Genomic DNA, 20,809 nt, shown 5'->3' with positions numbered 1-20,809 from the left:
GGGGACTCCCCTTGAACCTGGTATCTGGAGAACGAAGCAAGTTTAAAGGCATATTTACCGCATTGTTGACCCCTATGCACGAGGACGGATCGATCGATTACGAGTCGTTATCGCGTTTGGTGGAGCATCAGATCTTGCTGGGAATTACGGGCTTCTATGTTGGAGGAAGCACCGGGGAAGCGTTTATTTTGACGACGGAAGAACGGAAGCAGGTGCTTGAGTCCGTCGTCAAGACGGTGAACGGCCGGGTGATCGTGATCGCGCATATCGGCTGCATCAGCACCATGGAGTCGGTTAAGCTTGCCCGCCACGCGGAAGAGCTTGGCGCAGATGCCGTTTCGGCCGTCGTCCCGTTCTATTACAAAGTAACGATGAAAGAGATCCGGGAGCATTATGAAACGATCATGTCCGCCGTGCCGTTGCCCATGCTGGTCTATCATTACCCGGGTGCTACCAGCGTGAGTCTGACGATGGATTTTTACACGGACATGAGCAGTCATTCCCAATGTATCGGCGTGAAATTTACGTCCTTGAACCTGTTTGAGATGCAGCAAATCCGCGCCTTATGCCATGAGCGGTTCATGATTTTTAACGGGCATGACGAGGTATATTTAAGCGGGGCTTGTGCCGGAGCCGATGGCGCGATCGGGAGCACCTTCAATATGATGCCGGGACCATTCATTCAAATGCACGATCATATCAGCACTGCCCAAAGGCCTGATATGAGCCTCCTACAGTCTTTGCAGACGGAGGCCAATGCGGTGATCTCGCACATGATCCAATACGATGTTATCGCGTATGAAAAGTATATTTTATATCTCCAAGGGGTACTGCGCTCCCCGAAGGTACGCCAGCCCTTAAAGCAGCTGACGGATGGCGAACGGCGGCAGATTGATGATTTCTATCGGAATTGCGCCTTGCTGCAGGACCACCGTGTCAGCGTTTAAGCCAGCTATTGGGCAGAGCCTATGTAATGTTCTGGTTAATCGTGGAAGAAGATGAATCCGTCATTTTGGCACGCTCATCTACGGTAAAACTTGATCCATGATAAAGCAGCAACAGGCCGGTCGTGACCGGCCTGTTGTTTTGACGTTCGTTGCGTTGGGACGATTCAGATCCATTTGAATATCAACATGAATAGCAATATCAACATGAATACCAATATTAATACTATCAATACCTATTTCGGCCATGCTCCCAAACAAAACACAACCCCAACGCAAAAAAACAATCAATCGGCACCTGCCGACATCCTATAATGAAGCCATGAACGACCAAGAGCTGCTGATGAATCAGGGCAAGGAGGGCGAGCATGAAACGGGATGAATACATGGACGGTGCTGGACTAAAGACAGGGCCGATGGAGGCGCAGGGATGGAAGAGGGATGAGTTTGCGTCCGAATTCGACCGGCGCATAGCCTGGTGGAGAGCGGCCCGGTTTGGCATTTTCGTGCACTGGGGGCCTTATTCGATGCTGGGCGGCATGTGGAAGGGGAAGCGCGTAGAAGCGAATTATGCGGAGCATATCCAGCTGCGCGGGAAGATTCCCGTTGCCGAGTACGCCGAGGCTGCCGCAGGGATGAAGCCGGATGCCTTTGACGCATATGAATGGGTGTCACTGGCGAAGCGGGCCGGTGCCAAATATATGATTGTAACGGCAAAGCACCATGACGGATTCGCGATGTACGACTCCAAGGTCAGCGATTATTCCATCACTCGCCACGCTCATTTTCCGAGCGACCCCCTCAAAGCGTTGGCGGCGGCCTGCGAAGCAGAGGGGATTCGCCTTGGAATCTACTACTCCCACGCGATGGATTGGCATCATCCGGATTCGCAAGGCAATACGCTGGACTACCCGGACAATGTCGGCGCGTGGGACCTGCTGGAGGATTGGGTGGATGACGACGGCAAAAGAACCCGCTTCGAGCGCTATCTTCAGGAGAAGGCATTGCCCCAGGTCGAGGAGCTGTTGACCGGTTACGGCCCGATCGGCGTGATGTGGTTCGACTGCGGCCATAAGATCAGCGATGAGCACGCCGAATGGTTCCGTGACCGGGTGCGCAGGCTTCAGCCGGATTGCCTCATTAATAAGCGCCTTCGGGACGAGCGGTTTGCGGATTACGGCAATCCGCACGATAATCAGCTTCGATTCCGTCCGGTGCAGCCGGACTGGGAGTCGATCCACACCTTGAACGACTCCTGGGGCTTCCGCTATGACGATGATAATTGGAAGAGCCCGGATGAGCTGATCGAGCAGCTGCTCCGGGTCGTAAGCGCGGGCGGCAATCTCGTTCTGAACATTGGGCCGATGGGAAGCGGGGCGATTGATGATACGTCAAGGCGCCTGCTGGAGACGGTAGGGCGTTTCCTGGAGTACAGCGGCGAAGCGATTTACGGGACAGAGGAAAGTCCGATCGGCGTGCCGCAGTGGGGCTGGTGTACATGGAAGCCGGACGAGTCCGCGTTATATCTGTTTGTAAGAGATTGGCCTTCGGACGGGCGATTGATCCTGCCCGGTCTCGCGAGCCGGGTCCAGTATGCGCAGCCGGTAGGGGGCATCGGAGAGCATGAGCATCCCCGCAGCCTTGCCTTCCGGCAGCTTGGGCCTTGGGACGTGGAGATTGACGTTCGTTCGGTCCGGAAGCATCCGTATGCAACGGTGATCAAGGTCAAGATCCTGGGGGAGCTGAAGGCGGATCCGACCCCCAGATTCATTGCCGGAATGCCGAACACGTTCTGGGCATACGATGGATGGATTGAGGGAGGCGTTCATTACGATAACGGCAAACGCGGGCATGACGGCGTAACTGGCTGGGCTGATCCCGGTGCAGCTGTTCACTGGACATTTCGTTCGGAAGAAGAAAGACCTGTCCGATGTCGTCTTATGGTCACATTATCCGCCGATGCCGAGCAGGCGGGCGGCCGGTTCGAGGTGTCGCTTGATGAGCAGAAGGTGGAGGCAACGATAGAGGAGACGGGCGGCGACGGGAGCTGGGGAGAGCTCGAGACGGGCCCGCTTACGGTAAGCTCGCGGGGACTCCACCATCTTGAAATCCGGGGCTTATCACTAGCCGGAAACTCTTTAATGAAGTTGCAAAAAATAACCTTGCTGCCTATAGAAGAAGGAGGGAAAAGCCATGAGGCTGGTGTTTGATCCTGCACCGGCAGCCGGAGGCTTTCGCATGCCGGGCTATTGGGTCTGGTGCGGAAGCGTAATCGAGGGGGAGGACGGCCGATATCATATGTTCGCTTCGCGCTGGCCGAAATCGCTGCCCATGCATCCCGGGTGGCTTGCGGCCTCGGAGATCGTCCGGGCGGCTGCGGATCATCCGGCCGGCCCGTACCGATACGAGGAAACGGTGCTTGGCGCCAGATCCCCGGCCTATTGGGACGGATCCAGCGTGCATAATCCGCACATCGTGAAGGTGGACGGGATATATGTGCTCTATTATATGGGCACCACGTTCCCGTTCCCTCTGCCGGAGGACGGAAGGCAGCTGCGGCCGGATGATCCGCTTGCCGTGGCGGCAAGAGCGAATAAACGAATCGGCATCGCGACGGCGCCATCCGTTGGGGGGCCGTGGACCCGGCCGGACCGACCCGTTTTGACGCCGCGCCCGGACCGCTTCGACAGCTACCTGGTGTCCAATCCGGCTCCATGCATCCATCCGGACGGCCGGGTGCTGCTCATCTATAAATCCCGACCTTATGCCGGGCATTCTTACGGAAACATGCAGCTTGGGGTGGCCTGTGCAGGATCGGTGCACGGTCCATACGTTCGCGGCGATGAGCCGCTATTTCCCCCATCGGTTCATGTTGAGGATCCGTTTATATGGCGTACACCACGCGGATACGAGATGATTGCCAAGGATATGGACGGCTCGCTGTCCGGGGAGCGATATGGCGGCATCCACGCATGGTCCGCTTCCGGCGGCCGATGGCAGTTGACGACGACGCCCGGGGAGCCGGCGTACTCCCGCAGGGTACGCTGGGATGACGGCACCGAGCGGCTGATGGGCAATCTGGAGCGCCCGTTTCTGCTTATGGAGGGAGGGCGCCCTGCCTGGATGTTCGCGGCGACGTCGGATGGGAGCCGCGGATTTCATGACTGCACGGAGACCTGGAATATGGCGATTCCGATCCGGGAAATCCTTCATCCGGATGAATAGCGGCAGCATTACGCGCCGTGAGGCATACGAGTCTCGCAAGAAGGATGCACCAGCGATGCTGATTACGCGTCGATCCCGGCTGATGGAACGAGCAAGCCGGTATTGCATCGCGCCTTGTCCCTCAGGCGTGCTCTCATTTTTCGCGGGATTCAAGCATGGCCGGCAAAAAAGTCGACAGACTGATGTAGAGATGTTTATATCAATCGCTTTTTAAGCGTCCTTTTCCGTAATCCGCGGTTCTTCACTGTGGTTTGGGATTGGACGCTTTTTCACATATAGCGATAATAGCGAGCATCTATGATGTAATCGGATGGAACGACGCCTCCGTTTGACGGTTGTTCCTGGTGAGAGCTTGTACGTAATGGCAGAGAAAACCGCGTGCAATCTGATAACACTGATAACAACCGCTTCGTACCTACAACGCCATTAAGCGTATTATGGGTTTGATGATCCGCGCAGCTTTTGGTCACGACTGGGGCGTCGGCGTTAAGGGTTGTTCTGCGCGGTCGCGCATTGGAATTCGTACTCGTTCGCACTATACTATATCAATAACCTGAGGCTGTTTTTCGCTGCAGGCTCGCCTGCGGGAGATTGCCATGACCAACCAGATAGGGGGGATGGACACAATAATCGGCTCGATCAAGCCGGATCGTAAAAGAACACACAGGATCATAAAAAACGCCAATACGGAAATGAGGCGATATAGGCTACCATGAAATTGATTTTACGTAAGCGCTTACCTTTGAGTGGCAGGGTGACTGATTGGGCATGGCTCGGCATGGATAAGCGACGGATAGGCATGGACAGATATGAATTATGAATCATAAGGATCGAGATGGATCGATGGCATGTTGGAGCTTGTTTGATCTCCAGATGAAATGAACGGTTGATGATTTCGTGGAAAGGGGAGAGGTTGATGAAGAGAGGCTTTTCGGTTTTGCTCGTGAGCTGCCTGATCCTAACGCTGCTGGCAGGCTGCGGAGGAAAAGCGGGTGAGGGCGGACAAGCGGGAGCTCAGCCGGGAGCTAAGGATGGGGCGGCCGCATCCGAGAAACTGTCCTTCTCGATTTCATTCTCTACGGGCGGCAATATCTATATTGAATCCTCGCCGGATATCAATAACGACAAATGGGTGCTGAAGCTGGAGGAAATGACGAACACCGATCTGGATATCCGTTTGATGTCGCACAAGGAATTCGACCAGAAGATGAGCCTGATGTTTGCCGGCAACGATATCCCGGATGTTGTGGGAAATATGCGAGGCGGGCCTACGACGGCCTCCATGTCGGGCTCGGTGGAAGCCGGCGTATTCATGCCGCTTGATGATTTGCTCAAGGAGCATGCGCCGAATCTGATGAAAATGGTGACACCGGAGGCATGGGAGGAGGTGTCGTATAACGGCAGCATTTACGGCATTCCCTCCTGGCTGGAGAACCTGTCGCGCCGCGCTACATTTATCCGTACGGATCTGATGGAGAAGGCCGGCATCAAGGAAGCGCCGAAGACGGTCGAGGAGTACCTGGATATGCTGCGCGCGTTCAAGAAGCTGGGCGTTGAGCATCCGTATCAGTATCGCGAGAATTTCAAATATGCGGATACCTTCCTTGGCGCTTACGATGTGCTGCCGTTTCAATTCATGGAGCTGAACGGCGAGGTGGTGCCGAAGTTTTTTGATGTAGAGAATATGACCAAGGCGCTTCAAACGTACAAGACCATGTATGACGAAGGGTTGATCCCGAAGGACTTTGCCTCGCTCTCGCAGGTTGATTACAGGCGCAACATCAATTCAGGCAAGTCCGGCATGTGGGCTTCCAACGGCGAAGGGCTCATCGGCTTTCGCACGAAGCTGAAGGAAGTGGACCCTTCGATGAAAGTAGATATTTATCCGTCTCCAACCGGGCCGGACGGCAAAGGCGGCCTGGGCTTATACAGCTCGATCTCAACGACGTTTTACATCAACAACAAGGTCGGCAAGGAAAAAGCGATCGAGATCATTAAGTTTCTTGACTGGATGCTGACAGAGGAAGCGGATATGTTCTTCTCGTTCGGGATCGAAGGCGAGAACTACACGATTGAGAACGGTAAAGTCAACTACACATGGCCGGTAAAGAAGGAGGAAGTGGATGAAGCCGGGTTCCGGGCCAACCAATTGTGGTTTGTGCATGAGCTGACCTACAACAAGAAGCAGACAGCCCTTACGGAAGACGGCCAGGACGTAGTGGCCGCATTCCGCGATGTGCTCAGCAACGAAGGGCGAGGCGGCATTACCTTTACGGCGAACCTGAACAGCTTCTCCAAGTTCCCGGACCTTGCCTCGACGGGAGATACGGGACCGAAATTCATTCTGGACAGCATGGTCAAAATGATCTACGGCAAGCAGCCGATCTCCGATTGGCCGAAGGTGCTGGAGGAATATCGGGCCAAAGGTGGGAACGAGATCATTAAGGAAGCGACGGAGCGCTGGAAGAACAAGGAGAATGTCGTGGATCGCACAAGATGACTCTACTGGCGCGCAGCCTCGGTGCCCTGCAAAATAGTCGGCAGGACTTATCAAGCAAAGGCGAATTTTTCTATACAATAAAGCCGATATGTAAGCGTTTCACCTGATGTGGGCTGCGAAAAAAATAGGTATCCGCCGGTCAAGCCGCTTGTCGGCTGACCCAGGAGGTACCTTCTCGTCCCGCCGGCGAGATTGTTCATCGGAATCATTCGGATTCTTCTACATACAGGAGGCTGATAATAATGCGGTTGCTTATTGCTGATGATGAACCCGTCATTCGGAGAGGGCTGGTTAAAATGGCGGAGTCTTACCGCCTGCGGTTTGACGCGATTGATACGGCCGTAAACGGCGAGCATGCTTTGTCGCGGATCAAGGAGGCCGAGCCGGACGTGCTCTTGACCGATATTCGGATGCCCAGAATGAACGGGCTGGAGCTGTGCCGGGAGCTTCATGAGCAGTACGGGCACATTCAGATCGTCGTCATCTCCGGGTATGGCGAATTTCAGTATGCCCAGCAGTGCTTGGCTTACGGCGTAAAGCATTATCTGCTGAAACCGGTGACGGGGGCGATGCTTCATCAGGCGTTCGATGCGATCATGAAGCATCGTCACAAAGGGATTGTGTCCCTTGCTTCCTATGTCGACTGGATCGAAAATATTGGACAGGAAATTTGGATGCTGCAGACGGAACGGCTGGATCAGCTGTTAAAGGAATGGAGAGAGCAGCTGCTGGCAGCCGGGCTCAGCGTCCAGCAGCTGCAGCAGCTGCTGGATGACGCGGTGGGCATGATCTACCGGCGCTTGGTGTCCAAGGGATACATGGAGCTGACGGCCATCAAGCCGCTGGGTCATGGGGCTGCTCCGGAGCCGCTGCTCCAAGCGTTTGAACTAAGGGTCAAGCAAATGACCGCGGATTTGATCACCCAGCGCTGGGGCAACTTCAAAAATCCGCTGGAGGAGGTGAAGTCCTACATCGATTCGCATCTGTCCGAGGAAATCACCTTGGAGGAAGTGGCTGAAATGGCGGGCTACACGCCCACGTATTTTAGCGCGATGTTCAAGAAGATGACGAACGAAACCTTTGTCCGGTACCGTATCCACAGACGGATGGAGCGGGCGAAGGAGCTCCTGGCGCTGCCGCATATGCGGATCATCGATGTCGCCGCGAATGTAGGCTATGAGGATTACCCCCATTTTACGAAGATGTTTAAGAAAGTGACGGGGCACACCCCGACGGAATACCGGTCCATGCTGGGGTTTAACGGATGAGCAGCAAGCTGTACCGCAAGCTGTTTCTGTACTGCGTGTCCATCATCGTACTGTCCTCACTTCTAATCGGCATTGTCACTTATTCCCGTTCATCGGCAGAACTGGACCAGCAGCTGGACCGGCATATGTCACAAACGGTACAGAATGCGCTGATTCATACGGATATGTACATTAAGTCGTATGACCGGACGATGATTACGCTGCTGACGAACCGGGAATTGAAAAAATTCGTGGATCTGCCGAATCCCGCCGACAACTACGAGTACTATCATATCAGCTCGACGATTAAGGAAATGGTCTTTCGCCCGCAGATGGACCGGGGGCCGGATTTGCTGACCATGTATATTCTCTCCAACGACGGCAATGCTGTCTACAGCTTCAGCTCCGACGTTGCGGAGCCGGTGTTCAGCGCGGAGGAGAAGTCGGCACAGCTTGCGGATCTGCGCAGGCTGACAAAGGATGAGAGCGGGCTGATGATCGATACCGCAAGCATCATTCCGGGAAGAGGCGGCAGCGTGGTTCGGATGACAAGACAGATCAAGGGCCTGTCCTCCATCGCGGAAAAGGGCGTGCTGGCCATGGAGGTACGGTCTCAAGAGCTCTCGACGCTTTGGCAAGGAATCGATCTTGGGGAGCAAGGATACTTCTACATCGCCGATGCCGACGGCCACGTGGTGTACCAGCCGGAGAGCCTGGTGGGCGACGCTTCATCACCTGCACAGGATCCGAAGCTGAGGGACCGGATTATGGATGCGGGCGAGGATTCCTTCCGGTACACGACGGCGGATGGCGAGGAGCGGGTATTCATGGCAAGAATGTCGCCTTATTCGGGCTGGCGTCTGGTCACCTCCATACCGCTCGAAGAGTGGCGCAAGCCCATCGCCAATATCCGCACCACCGTCTGGGGCATCGGCCTTGTCAGCCTGCTTGCAGCGTGCTTGCTCGCTTACCGGTTCGTGCGTTCCATCACCCAGCCGATCCAGACCATCATCCGGGGGATGCGGCAGACGGAGCAGGGCCGCTGGACGCCGCTTGAGCTTCCCGAGCGGGACGATGAATTGACCGAGATGATGCAGCGTTACAATTTGATGGTAACCCGTCTGTCGGAGCTCATCGAGCGGGTGTACGAAAGCGAGCTGCAGCAGCAGAAGATCATTATCGCCAGGCAGCGTGCGGAATTCCAGGCTCTTCAGCTGCAGATCAATCCGCATTTTATGTATAACACGCTGGAGACGATCGTCTGTTACGCAGAGGTCAGAGGCTCGTCCGAAATTACGGAAATGGTATCCTCTCTTGCTTATATGATGCGTTACTCCCTCCTTACGTCTCTGGAGGAGATTACAGTGGCTAATGAGCTGAACCATGTGCTGAGCTACATGACCATCATGAAGCATCGGCATGAACTGGAATTTGACCTGCGGGTGGAGGTGCCGCCTGAGCTGCTGCTATTCAGCATGGTTCGCTTGACGCTGCAGCCGCTGATCGAAAATGCGTTTCAGCACGCGTTTCCGGACGGCATCGACGAGTCGAGCTGGATCACGATTTCAGCAGGCCTGAGCGATGACATCTTCTGGGTCAGCGTGACGGATAACGGCGCAGGTCTGTCCGCTGAGAGGCAGCGCGAAATATTAGACCGGTTCTCCCATGCTCATGAGTGGGACGCTGCGACGGCAGAATCCTCGTCAGCTGCAAGCGGAGACGCGTGGGGCATCGGAGGGATTGGAGGCATCGGGCTGCTCAATGTGCACCGCAGGATCCAGCTTGTGTTCGGTGAACGCTATGGTCTTAGGCTGAGCTCGGAAGGCGGGGGGATGGGCACCACCGTCAAGATGATGATGCCAAGTCCGCAGTCTGCTTAAAGCCGGCTTCTCCTAGGAATCGAAAACAGGTGCGATCACCCATACCTCAACTTCTCTTGCCTTAAGGCTTCCCTCGGTTTCAAGCCGCTTAATCATGGTCGCACAGCTTCGTGCAGCCTCATTGTAACGGATGTAACGCCAACGGCACATGCGGCTCCGTTCGTTTGCGATTGTGTTTTCTTAGGAGAGCATATTTCTTAAAAAAACACCCTGTCTCCGCAAGTTACGGCATGGCGTAACGGGCCGGGCAGCCCTACGATGGAATCATAATCCGCTAAGTGGAGGAAGGAGGAGCGCGTCAATCACGGATCGATCGTCAATCACGACATTAGACGAAGGATGGGGGATGAATGATGAAAAAGGCACGAAAGCGCGATGGATGGGAAAACCGCAGGATTGCCGTCCTGCTGCTGGGCGTTCTGCTGCTCTCCTTGGGAAATTTGCCGGTAAAAGGGGACGCGGCCTTGACTGCCGGCGGCGCTCCCGTGAATCTTGCGCTCGACAAGCCGGCCATGGCCAGCTCTGCCGTAAGCGGGCGGGAAGCCGGAAAAGCCGTTGACGGCAGCAGGGATACCTATTGGCAGCCGGCAAGCACGGATCGCGAAGATATGAGCGTGCATATCCAGGTCGAGCTTGGAAGCGGACAGCCGTTGAACCAGGTCATACTTGATTTGAACCGGGGGGATAACCTGAAGGCTGTGGAAATCGATTACTCGCTGGAAGGGGAGTCATGGAGCCGCGCGTTCACAAAGACCGAGGGCATTCGGGCGGACGGTCAGGAGCGTATTTCATTTGATGCCGTAACGGCATCTCAAGTCCGTATCACGCTGCAGCTGTCGCGGAACCTGAACGTGCAGCTGAAGGAGATGGAGATTTATATGCAGGACGGCAGCTCGGAGATTCCGGTCGATGTAACGGAGCTTGCCTTCGTGAAGGAGGACGGAACTCCATTTGGCAACAATGACGAGCTAAGCTTGGAGATTGGCGGTACCACTCCTCTCGAGGTCCGAGGAAGAGGGGCGAACGGGGAGTGGGCGGCGCTGCCTCCTCACCAAATCCGGTATCTAGCGGATGGAGCCAGCTCGACGGTTACGTCAGACGGGACTGTGACCGGCCGCAAAGTCGGCGCGACCCGGATCTACGCCGAAGCCAGCGTGGGCGGCAAGACGGTCCGTTCGCCGGATTTATGGTTCGTCGTGAAGGATGAGCACGAATTCGAAGATGCGAAATATGTTGCCTTCACTTCCTTTCGTCATCCGGCATTGACGCAAAGAATCGGCGAGGCGGCGATTCTGGAGGAGACCAAGACCTTGCCGGTCGTCATGATTGCACCGAATCTAAGCGGAAGCGTCTCCGCGAGATGGCTGAGGGACGGCCAATCGAGAGGAAATCTCGGGACGAAAACGCTAATCGCTGGCGAGGATGCCTCCATACAGCTTCCAGGCGGTATGAAAGTGCCGGGAACCTATGAGATCCAAATGACGTTCCATATGTCGGACGGCGGGACGTACTACGACAGCCTGTATTATACCGTCATGCCCAAGAACGGGGTGCCTGACGGGCAGAGCCGGATCGCCTACGTCGGCAAAAACGGACGGATGGTTTACGTTCCCGACTATAAAGGCAATCGGATCATCGACTTCTCTCATGTCGGATACCAAGGGGGCGGCGTAAGGCTGCCGGATGTTCAGGCGGAGGTTGCCGTGGAGCCGACCGGCGGGGACGATACGGCGATGCTGCAAGCGGCGATTGATGAAGTGTCCCGGCTCCCGCGGGATGCGGACGGGTTCCGGGGCGCCGTGCTGCTAAGAAGCGGAACGTATTTCGTCGGCGGAACCCTGCGCATTCAGGCAAGCGGCGTCGTGCTCCGGGGCGAAGGCAAGGACGACAATGGGACGATCATCCGCGGCACGGGGACAGCTGCCCGAAACCTGATCGAGGTCGGCGGTACGGCCGGTCCGTCGATCGTGGAGGGGACGGAGACGGACATCCAGGACTTGTATGTTCCGGCGGGCTCCCGAACGTTTCATGTTCAGGATGCTTCGGGCTATAAGGCGGGGGATTCCGTTATCGTCAGACGGATCGGCAGCGAGCGCTGGATTCATGAAATCGGCATGGATCATATCTTTATGAGGCCGCTCACCGGCGGAACGAAGCAATGGACGCCCTTTAACCTTGATTTTGACCGGGTGATCACCGCAATTGACGGCAACCGGATTACGGTTGACGCACCGCTGGCCAACGCCATCGAGCGTCAGTGGGGCGGCAGCAAGCTCTTCAAAGCGACGGACGAGGAGCGGATCGAACAGGTCGGCATCGAGAACATGCGGGCCGTATCCGATTTTGACCCGAGCAAGACGGACACGAAGATGGATAATGACGTTCTGGATACGCCGTATTATTCGGATGAAGACCACGCCGAGCGCTTTATCATGATGAACAGCGTGAAGAATGCCTGGGTTCGCGAGGTGGAAGGATACCACTTCTCTTATGCCTTGGTGCAGGTCGGCCGGCAGGCCAAATGGGTAACGGTGCAGGACAGCGAAATGTACGACATGGTGAGCATCATCACCGGGGGAAGACGCTACAGCCTCTTCATTCAGGGGCAGTTAAACCTAGTCCAGCGAAACTATACCGAAACCTCCCGGCATGCTTACGTCATTGAGAGCCGCGTACAGGGACCCAATGTAATGTACGATAACAGGGCAACCCGGGAGTACAATACGAGCGAGCCTCATCACCGCTGGTCGACGGGCGGTCTGTACGACAATGTCAGCGCACGGATCAGCGTTCGCGACCGGGCTTGGCTCGGCAGCGGACACGGGTGGGCAGGCGCCAATTACGTCATGTGGAATACCGAGGGCGGGCTCGTCGCTCAGAAGCCGCCGACTGCTCAGAATTACGCAATCGGGCATGTTCCGACGGAGGACGGCTTGAACGTCAGGCCGCTCGTGCCGAACGACTACGACCCGCGTCCGCGGGAGGACGGTTTTTGGGAGTCGATGGGTCGGCATGTTGCGCCGCAAAGCTTGTTTATCCAGCAGCTGAAGGATCGTCTCGGCCAGGAAGCGGTGGATCATCTCGCCCGTACGCCGGTGGGAGGCGGTGCTTTGGATGTACCGGAATTACCTTGATCTGATATAGGGGAAGAGGGGATGTTCAGCGATGTCTGGAGTCCCCTTTTCCATAGGAATGGGAGGCATGAATACGTATGGGCAACCAGGGCTCGAACATGGACGGGAGGCAGCGATTCGATGCGGAGGTTAAAGCAAGGATCATGGGGACTGACGAGGTGTCATTATCAGGAGGCGTTGAGCGGCCTCTGCGGTTATGGTATACCTCGCCTGCGGCGGAATGGAATGAGGCGCTGCCGATCGGCAATGGACGGCTCGGAGGGATGGTGTTTGGCAGAACCGGCCTTGAGCGGGTGCAATTGAACGAGGATTCGCTATGGTACGGCGGACCGGGAAGGGGGGGCAACCCGAATGCTATCCCATATTTGGGCGACATCCGGCAATTGCTTCAGGATGGCCGTCAAGCGGAGGCCGAGCATCTGGCCCGGATGGCAATGACCTCTTCGCCGAAATATGAGCAGCCCTATCAGCCGCTGGGCGATCTGCTGCTGAAATTCCTGAACGCCGAAGCACCGGCGACGCACTATGAGCGGGAATTGGACTTGCAGCGTTCCATGGCGGCCGTGACCTACACATCGGGGGGAATCACGTACCGCAGGCAGTACTTTGCAAGCGCGCCGGACGGTGTGCTGGTCATCCGTCTGACGGCAGACCGCCCCGGCAGTTTGACCTTTGCCGCAAACCTGATGCGCCGTCCTTTCGACTGCGGCACCCGATCGATCGGGAATGACACCCTGACTATGAAAGGGGAGGCCGGGGCGGACGGCGTCTCCTTCTGCGCCGCTTTGCGCGGAGCCGCTGAAGGGGGGAATATCCGCATCATCGGCGATTTCATGTCCGTTGAAGGTGCGGATGCCGTAACGCTGCTGTTATCCGCTCAGACGACGTTCCGGTGCCGGAAACCGGAAGAGATGTGCCTGCAGCAGCTGGACCATGCGTCTTCGATCCCCTATGAGCGGTTGTTCAGCCGCCACGTGGAGGAATACAGGGAGAAGTTCGGCAGGTTTTCGCTGAAGCTGGAGGTGGACGCCGGCGCGCGGGATTATGCTTCCCTCCCTACCGATCAGCGGCTGAACCTTTTGAAGGAGAGGGTCAGGGTCAGTAACTCGGGGGCGAATCCGGAAGGAAACTCAGGCGCAGATCCGGAGGGTAACTCTGGGGCGTATCCGGATGATGACCCTGGACTAATTGAATTATATGTGCAGTACGGTCGGTATTTACTGCTGTCCAGTTCCCGGCCGGGGTCCCTGGCAGCCAATCTCCAAGGGATATGGAACGACAGCTTTACGCCGCCGTGGGAGTCCAAGTACACGATTAACGCGAACATCCAGATGAACTACTGGCCCGCGGAGCTTCTTGGATTGCCGGAGTGCCATGAGCCGCTGTTCGATCTGATTCACCGAATGCTGCCGAACGGCCGGAAGACGGCCGAGGAGATGTACGGCTGCCGCGGCTTTGCGGCCCATCACAATACGAATGTATGGGGGGAGACCAGACCCGAGGGGATCTTGATGACCTGCACCGTGTGGCCGATGGGAGCCGCATGGCTGTGCTTGCACCTGTGGGAGCATGTCCGCTTCGGAGGAGATGCCGATTTTCTTCGCGACCGGGCATACCCCGTCATGAAGGAAGCGGCCATCTTTCTGCTGGACTATATGACGATAGACGGGGAGGGCAGGCGGATTACCGGGCCCTCCGTATCTCCGGAGAACCGCTTCATGCTTCCGGATGGTGCCGTGGGCAGTCTCTGCATGGGCCCATCCATGGACTCGCAGATTGCCCATGCTTTATTGCAAGCCTGTCTGGAGGCCGGGCGGCTGCTTGGGGAGGACACCCGCTTTCTTGACGAGCTTGAAGCAGCGATCCGTAACATCCCGGCTCCGCAAATCGGAAGGCACGGAGGCATCATGGAGTGGCTCAAGGATTATGAAGAGGCGGACCCGGGCCATCGCCATATCTCTCAATTGTTCGCGTTATATCCGGGGGAGCAGATCGACCCGTTTCATACGCCGGAGCTGGCCGAAGCCGCCAAGAGGACGCTTGAGCGGCGGCTTGCGCATGGGGGAGGACATACCGGCTGGAGCCGGGCTTGGATCATTAATTATTATGCGCGGCTATTGAACGGAACGGGAGCGTACGGGCATTTGCTTCAATTGCTTGCCTCTTCGACATTCCCGAATATGCTCGATTGCCATCCGCCTTTTCAAATCGACGGAAATTTTGGGGGAATTGCAGGCGTTGGCGAGATGCTGCTGCAGTCGCATGCAGGCGAGCTGAGGCTGCTGCCGGCGCTCCCGTCTGGATGGAGCAGCGGCGATGTAAAAGGGCTGCGCGCTCGGGGAGGCTGGGTCGTGGATATACGATGGGAGGATGGGGAGTTATCCGAAGCGAAGGTGTATGCATCGAGAGCAGGCCGGTGCACGGTGTGGTCCTCCACGCCCCTTGTTCCCGTTCCCGTGGAAGCGTCGAGCACGAACGAGGAGGATCGCCACGATAACTCTTCTGGCGGCCATCGCCTGTCGTTTCTTATGAAGGAAGGGGAGTCGTATATTCTGAGGAGGGACTTCGAAAAGCCCGGCGGTGATCCATCCATGCAAACCTTCCCGATATGAAGGGATGGCGCCAGCGCAAGCAGCGACCAGCAACCAGCAACTATGAATCCAGGCAGGGCAGAGGGGCCAAGCTTCTCTGCCTGTCTACTGCTCGGCGTCCTCTCTATTAGAAACGGCCTATTTAAAAACTCACAGGACAAGTCTCGCCAAGCGGTGGGATTTACGCGTTTTTGCTTGATTTTATCCTAATTGTGCCGCCCATCTGCATACATATGTTGTGTAGAGGAGCGTGAGATGCGATGGATGTGAAGTTGCGAAGATACTATCAACTCAAGCAAAAGCAAAAAGAGCTGGAGCAGGAATTATCGGAGCTGCGCGGGCAAATCATTGAGCATTGCCAGCAGCAGGGGGTCCAGGAGCTGGAGGCGGGGACGTATCGGGCTAAGCTGGTCCTTCAAGACCGGAAGGAGTTCGATGAGCAGAAGCTGTACGAAGCGCTGCCGGATCCGGATGTATGGCGGCTGCTCTCCAAGCCGGATGCGTCCAAGATTGCCGGGCTTATCAAATTGAACGTGATTTCCGAAGACGCCATCAAGGATACCTATGCGGCAAAGCGCATTACGATACTGCAAGTGGAAAAAAAATGAGGAAGGAACAATAAGCATGCACGGAGCCCCGCGATGTCGCGGGGTTATTGCATGTCTGGATACAAGCTTCGAGTAAAAATCGCCTATACCCATTCTCCCCCATCCGCGGCGGCTGCCGCTCCTGTACAATGACATCAAGGAAGGGACGTATGTACGTCCGGGCCTTGAAGGAGCCATGGAAAGGGGTGACGTTGTTGAATACGCATTTCATTCACAATCGGATACAGGAGAGAGGGCTCGGGATTTAGGGATATACGCTCGGTCCTCTCGCGCTGTCATGGGAGGAACGCTTGAGAAGATGATGAGGTTAACGACAATGGTTCGAGGTCTGGCCGGCGATACGGTGGCCCGCGAAATGGCGAAGCGATGGGAGCATGACGAAGGGACGATGAAGCTCTGGAGAGCAAGCACCAATTTCGTGTATGTGCTTGACCGTCAGGGCGTCCGGTATTTTCTGCGTTTTAGTTCGGATGAGGATCGTAGCATGGAACAGCTGACCGCCGAGCTGGATTATATGCGGTTTTTGGCCGAGCGGGGGTACCCGTGCGTACTTCCTGTGCCATCATCCGGCGGAAATATCGTCGAAACGGTACGGACCTCGGAAGGCACATACTACGGTGTCGTATTTAGCGCGGCCATCGGTGCCGTGCTGAACAACGAGACTGTGTCGAAGCGGCAGTGCCGGGATTGGGGGAGGGCGCTTGCACGGCTTCACAGGTTATCTTGTGAATACGAGCCGGGGCTATACCGGCGGAGAGGTCCGGAGCAGATCCTGCAGTGGATCGACGGGGTGCTGAAGCGGCATCCCGAAGAACGGGAGGCGAGGGAAGAGCTGTACCGCATCTGTCTATGGCTGCAGTTCATGCCTGCGTCCAGACAGAGCTTCGGTTTGATCCACTATGATTTCCAACTGGATAACGTATTCTATCAAGCGGATCAGCGCTCGTTTCAAGTTATCGATTTTGACGACTCGATGTATCATTGGTTTGCGATGGATATCGCATCAACGCTGGCGGATACGGAGTGCCGGATCCAGCGGGAGGCATTTCTTGAAGGCTATCGCTCCATCCGGAGCTTGGAGCCGGAGACCGAAGAGGAGCTTCCGAGGTTCCGGCGCTTTGGACGCTTGTATAGCTTCGCCAGAATCCTCCGCTCCTTGGAGCATAGCGATCTCGTTCTTGACGACGCGCCCCCTTGGTATAAGGGGCTTCGGGATAAACTGATTGCCTATTGCGACGACGATCGCGGAAGCTTCAGTGAACCATGGTAAATTGCAGCTCTGTTTCGCTGTGCTTCTCCCGGAGTGCGGTGTAATGCTGACTGTAGCACGATGATCAGCGTCAACTTCGGATTACAATCATGGGGAAGTGAAGGGCGCAACGCAGCGATTATTAGCAAGAGGATAGCCGAGACTTGTTACAGACAGGTCTTGGCTTTGTTCGTTAATAAGGAATCATACATATTAACCGTCTCGTTTCATATTGCTGGAATCCAAATAACGTTTGACTCTCCTCTTGGAGGAGGCTTTAGACTGATAGCTGAAAGGAGGTTAACCGCATGCTGTACACGGTAAAGGAAGTGTCGACATTGTCGGGCGTGACCGTCAAGGCACTGCATCATTACCATAAGATCGGTCTTCTTATCCCCGCCGAAATCAGCGACGCTGGCTACCGATTGTACGGGAAGCGCGAGCTGGAACGACTGCAGGAAATTTTATTCTACCGGGAGCTCGACATTCCGCTGGATAAAATCAAAGAGCTGCTGGACGGCTCGCAGAACCGTCGGACCATCCTGTCGGAGCAGGAAGAGCTGCTTGCAGCTCGCCTGGACCGCCTGGACACGATACTGGACACGCTCAGAAAATCAATGAAAGAACTGGAGGGAGGACAACCGATGAAACCAGAGGAAATGTTTAAAGGCTTTGATAGCGATGAAGCCTGGAAGGAAGCGTTAAAGGAACAGAATGATTACTTGAAGGACGCCTATGACGTTGATTTGCTTCAGGATGGGCAGATCCATGCAGCGGATCTGAACGAGCAAGCGGCTGAGGCCTCCGCATTCATGGCGGCGATGGCCGAGTCGTTAACGTCCGGGGTCAAGCATAACGATGAACGCGTACAGCGCCTGATCGGCAAGCATTTGGCATTCTTGAACGCCCATGGCCATTCGATAACGCCGGCGGATTTTGCGGCGCAGACGAAGTTTTTCCTGCAGGATGACTTCCATCTCCGGATGCTGGAGGAGCAGCAGACCGGTCTTGCGTATTATCTTCATGCAGCCGGGGAGCAATACGCAGCCCTTGCCTAATCGAAGCGGCAGAGATAGCAGAATAGACGAAAAAGCGAAAAAAACAAGCGGCAGGAATGCCGTTTGTTTTTTTATTCCAGGATGTTAGGTAGACGCGGAAGAGGGGATCACCGCAACCGATTCCTTTTTCCAGCGTAATAAGAGGAAACCAATACGAAAGAAGGAATATTCCATGTTAATTTCAACAACATCCACCCTTGAAGGTTATCCGGTTCAACGTTATATCGGCGTCGTGACAGGCGAAGTGATTATGGGCGCTAATGTGGTGAGGGATTTTCTGGCCTCGATCACCGACATTGTCGGAGGGCGTTCGGGCGCATATGAGAACAAGCTGCAGGAAGCAAGGGACGCAGCCATCGCCGAAATGAAACAGCAAGCCGATCATATGGGAGCCAATGCGATTTTAGCCGTCGACATTGATTATGAGGTCATTCGCGAAGGCATGCTGATGGTCGCCGTCAGCGGAACGGCCGTAGTTGTTTAGCAGAGAAGATCCCGGGGCGGTTATATAACGATAACGCTGCTCGTTCCCGAGCTGTCTGCGGACAGCCAGCGGTTCGATTTCATTTTGTTCGGGGGCGGCTGCTAGGACAATCGGTGCATCTTTAATATGAAAGGGTTAGGCAGAGGGCTCGAAGCCCGATCTGCCTAACCCTTTTTTATCGTAATCGGTCCTAATCCGACGTTTATCCTGCCCCCATATAGAGCGTTATATCATTTGCGCTTTATTGCTCTAGGTCGTTATTGCTCTGAGTAGCAATTGGCACGGCTGAAACATGGGGAGGTCTTAAAAAATATTAAACTTGCAGTACCTTAATCAGATTCGTGTTGCCGGATTGGCCGATCGGCACGCCGGCGGATAATACAATAATATCGCCTTTTTCAATGTAGCCTGTCTTAATGGCATTCCGGGTTGCGGATTCAAACATTTCGTCCGTTGTCGTAACCTTGTCGCCTTTTACCGGAATGACGCCGGAGAGCAGGCAGATTTTCGCCAGCACTTCCTCGTGCTGCGTGACGGCGATAATCGGCGCCTTCGGCCGGTACTTCGAAATCATCCGCGCGGTAAATCCGCTCTCCGTCGCCGTAATAATGGCTTTCGCATTCAAGACAAGGGAAGAGCTGACCGCTCCCTGGCTGATGACTTCCGTAATGTTAGCCACTTGTTGTCTGGATTTGAAGGCGAATTGATCTTTGTAATCGATCATCGTCTCGGCGCGGCGGGCGACGGCCGCCATGGTGCGCACGGATTCCACCGGGTATTTGCCCGCGGCGGATTCCCCGGACAGCATGACAACGTCCGCGCCTTGAATGACCGCGTTAGCCACGTCACTTACCTCGGAGCGGGTTGGGCGGGGATTGACCTGCATGGATTCGAGCATGTGCGTGGCCACGATAACCGGTTTGCCGGCGAGGTTGCATTTATCGATCATTTCTTTTTGCATCATAGGCACTTCTTCGACTGGCACTTCGACGCCAAGATCTCCCCGGGCAACCATGATGCCGTCCGATGCTTCAATGATGTCATCCAGGTTCTGCATGCCCTCTTCGTTCTCGATCTTGGCGATGATCTGCACATGGTCCGCGCCGCGTTCTTTGAGGATGCGGCGAATCTCGCGAATGTTATCGCCCTGGCGCACGAAAGAGGCGGCAATGATCTCAATCCCGTTCTCCAGTCCGAAGCCGATATGCTTCACGTCCCGCTCGGTGACCCCGGGAAGCGTCGTTTTTATTCCCGGCAGATTGACGCCTTTACGCGGTTTGAGCACGCCGCCGCTAATGATTTTGCAATGGATGTCGTGCCCGTCGATATGCAGAACGTTCAGGTCCACGAGGCCATCATCGATGAGTATGCGGTCTCCCGGCTTGACCACTTGATGAAGCTCTGGATAGTTGACCGAGATGCGGCGGGCGTCGCCTAGAATTTCCTCCGTCGTCAGGATGAGCTCCTGACCCGGCTCCAGCAGGCAGGAAGGCTCTTTCAGCTTGCCGATCCGCACTTCCGGTCCTTTAATGTCCATCATGATAGGCACATACTTGTTTAACTCGGACGCGGCCTGACGAACATTCCGGATCCGGGTCACGTGATCTTCCGGCTCCCCGTGGGCCATATTCAAACGGGCAACGGTCATTCCCTCTTGAATCATATTCTTCAACACCTCAATGGAATCGCACGCAGGTCCCATCGTACAAATGATTTTTGTTTTGAGCATGATTATTGGATCCTCCTTTGTATTCGTACTATTTTGTACCCTTCAGTCTGTTTCCGTTATACAAGTTCAATTCAAACTTTCCTAATGATGACATTGTAGCCTGTCTTGTCGAATCATGATAGGAACTATAGTACAATGATTAGACTATAGTATCGTGAAA

The 20,809-nt window shown here is 55.5% G+C and carries 13 protein-coding genes; 12 read left to right on the top strand and 1 reads right to left on the bottom strand.

The annotated features are described in order from the left end of the window. The first annotated feature begins 11 nt into the window (after nucleotides 1-11). The 12 genes from NSQ46_RS24630 (at nucleotide 12) to NSQ46_RS24575 (ending at nucleotide 18,920) form a co-directional block, all read left to right on the top strand. Nucleotides 12-947: an N-acetylneuraminate lyase gene (locus NSQ46_RS24630; RefSeq protein ID WP_342575080.1), complete on the top strand. Its 936-nt coding sequence runs from the start codon at nucleotides 12-14 to the stop codon at nucleotides 945-947. Nucleotides 948-1,312: 365 nt separating this feature from the next. Then, entirely contained in the window at nucleotides 1,313-3,154 is a 1,842-nt protein-coding gene (locus tag NSQ46_RS24625) for an alpha-L-fucosidase (protein ID WP_342575078.1), read from the top strand. Next, nucleotides 3,138-4,169 carry a glycoside hydrolase family protein gene (locus tag NSQ46_RS24620; RefSeq protein ID WP_342575077.1) on the top strand — a complete coding sequence of 344 codons (1,032 nt, stop codon included), beginning with the start codon at nucleotides 3,138-3,140 and terminating at the stop codon, nucleotides 4,167-4,169. Before NSQ46_RS24625 ends, NSQ46_RS24620 begins: the two co-directional genes overlap by 17 nt. A gap of 916 nt (nucleotides 4,170-5,085) precedes the next feature. Next, on the top strand, nucleotides 5,086-6,669 hold the full coding sequence (locus tag NSQ46_RS24615; RefSeq protein ID WP_342575075.1) for an extracellular solute-binding protein: 1,584 nt from the start codon (nucleotides 5,086-5,088) through the stop codon (nucleotides 6,667-6,669). 242 nt (nucleotides 6,670-6,911) lie between these two features. Then, nucleotides 6,912-7,937, top strand: a complete 1,026-nt coding sequence (locus tag NSQ46_RS24610; RefSeq protein WP_144878200.1) for a response regulator — start codon at nucleotides 6,912-6,914, stop codon at nucleotides 7,935-7,937. Continuing rightward, nucleotides 7,934-9,796, top strand: coding sequence for a sensor histidine kinase (locus NSQ46_RS24605; protein ID WP_007131239.1), 1,863 nt, complete (start codon nucleotides 7,934-7,936; stop codon nucleotides 9,794-9,796). Before NSQ46_RS24610 ends, NSQ46_RS24605 begins: the two co-directional genes overlap by 4 nt. Nucleotides 9,797-10,146: 350 nt before the next feature. Continuing rightward, nucleotides 10,147-12,930, top strand: coding sequence for a discoidin domain-containing protein (locus NSQ46_RS24600; RefSeq protein WP_342575073.1), 2,784 nt, complete (start codon nucleotides 10,147-10,149; stop codon nucleotides 12,928-12,930). Nucleotides 12,931-13,007: 77 nt separating this feature from the next. Further along, complete coding sequence (locus NSQ46_RS24595; protein WP_342575072.1) at nucleotides 13,008-15,542, top strand: glycoside hydrolase family 95 protein; 2,535 nt, start codon at nucleotides 13,008-13,010, stop codon at nucleotides 15,540-15,542. 239 nt (nucleotides 15,543-15,781) lie between these two features. Then, nucleotides 15,782-16,129 (top strand): hypothetical protein, encoded by a 348-nt coding sequence (locus tag NSQ46_RS24590; RefSeq protein WP_007131242.1) that lies wholly within the window; start codon nucleotides 15,782-15,784, stop codon nucleotides 16,127-16,129. Nucleotides 16,130-16,427: 298 nt separating this feature from the next. Further along, entirely contained in the window at nucleotides 16,428-17,399 is a 972-nt protein-coding gene (locus tag NSQ46_RS24585; protein ID WP_342575071.1) for a phosphotransferase, read from the top strand. A 287-nt stretch (nucleotides 17,400-17,686) separates the two neighbouring features. Further along, entirely contained in the window at nucleotides 17,687-18,436 is a 750-nt protein-coding gene (locus NSQ46_RS24580) for a MerR family transcriptional regulator (RefSeq protein ID WP_342575070.1), read from the top strand. 172 nt (nucleotides 18,437-18,608) lie between these two features. After that, nucleotides 18,609-18,920, top strand: coding sequence for a YbjQ family protein (locus NSQ46_RS24575; protein WP_007131245.1), 312 nt, complete (start codon nucleotides 18,609-18,611; stop codon nucleotides 18,918-18,920). A 313-nt stretch (nucleotides 18,921-19,233) separates the two neighbouring features. Here the strand turns inward: NSQ46_RS24575 and pyk are convergent, their stop codons facing one another. Beyond that, on the bottom strand, nucleotides 19,234-20,649 hold the full coding sequence (gene pyk, locus NSQ46_RS24570) for a pyruvate kinase (protein ID WP_007131246.1): 1,416 nt from the start codon (nucleotides 20,647-20,649) through the stop codon (nucleotides 19,234-19,236). Nucleotides 20,650-20,809: the final 160 nt, after the last annotated feature.

Origin of the sequence: Paenibacillus sp. FSL M8-0142, from assembly GCF_038597315.1 — a bacterium.
GTDB classification, from domain to species: Bacteria; Bacillota; Bacilli; order Paenibacillales; family Paenibacillaceae; genus Paenibacillus_AQ; species Paenibacillus_AQ lactis.
The sequence above is the reverse complement of the archived record's forward strand: the minus strand, read 5'-3'. Positions and strand labels throughout refer to the sequence as shown.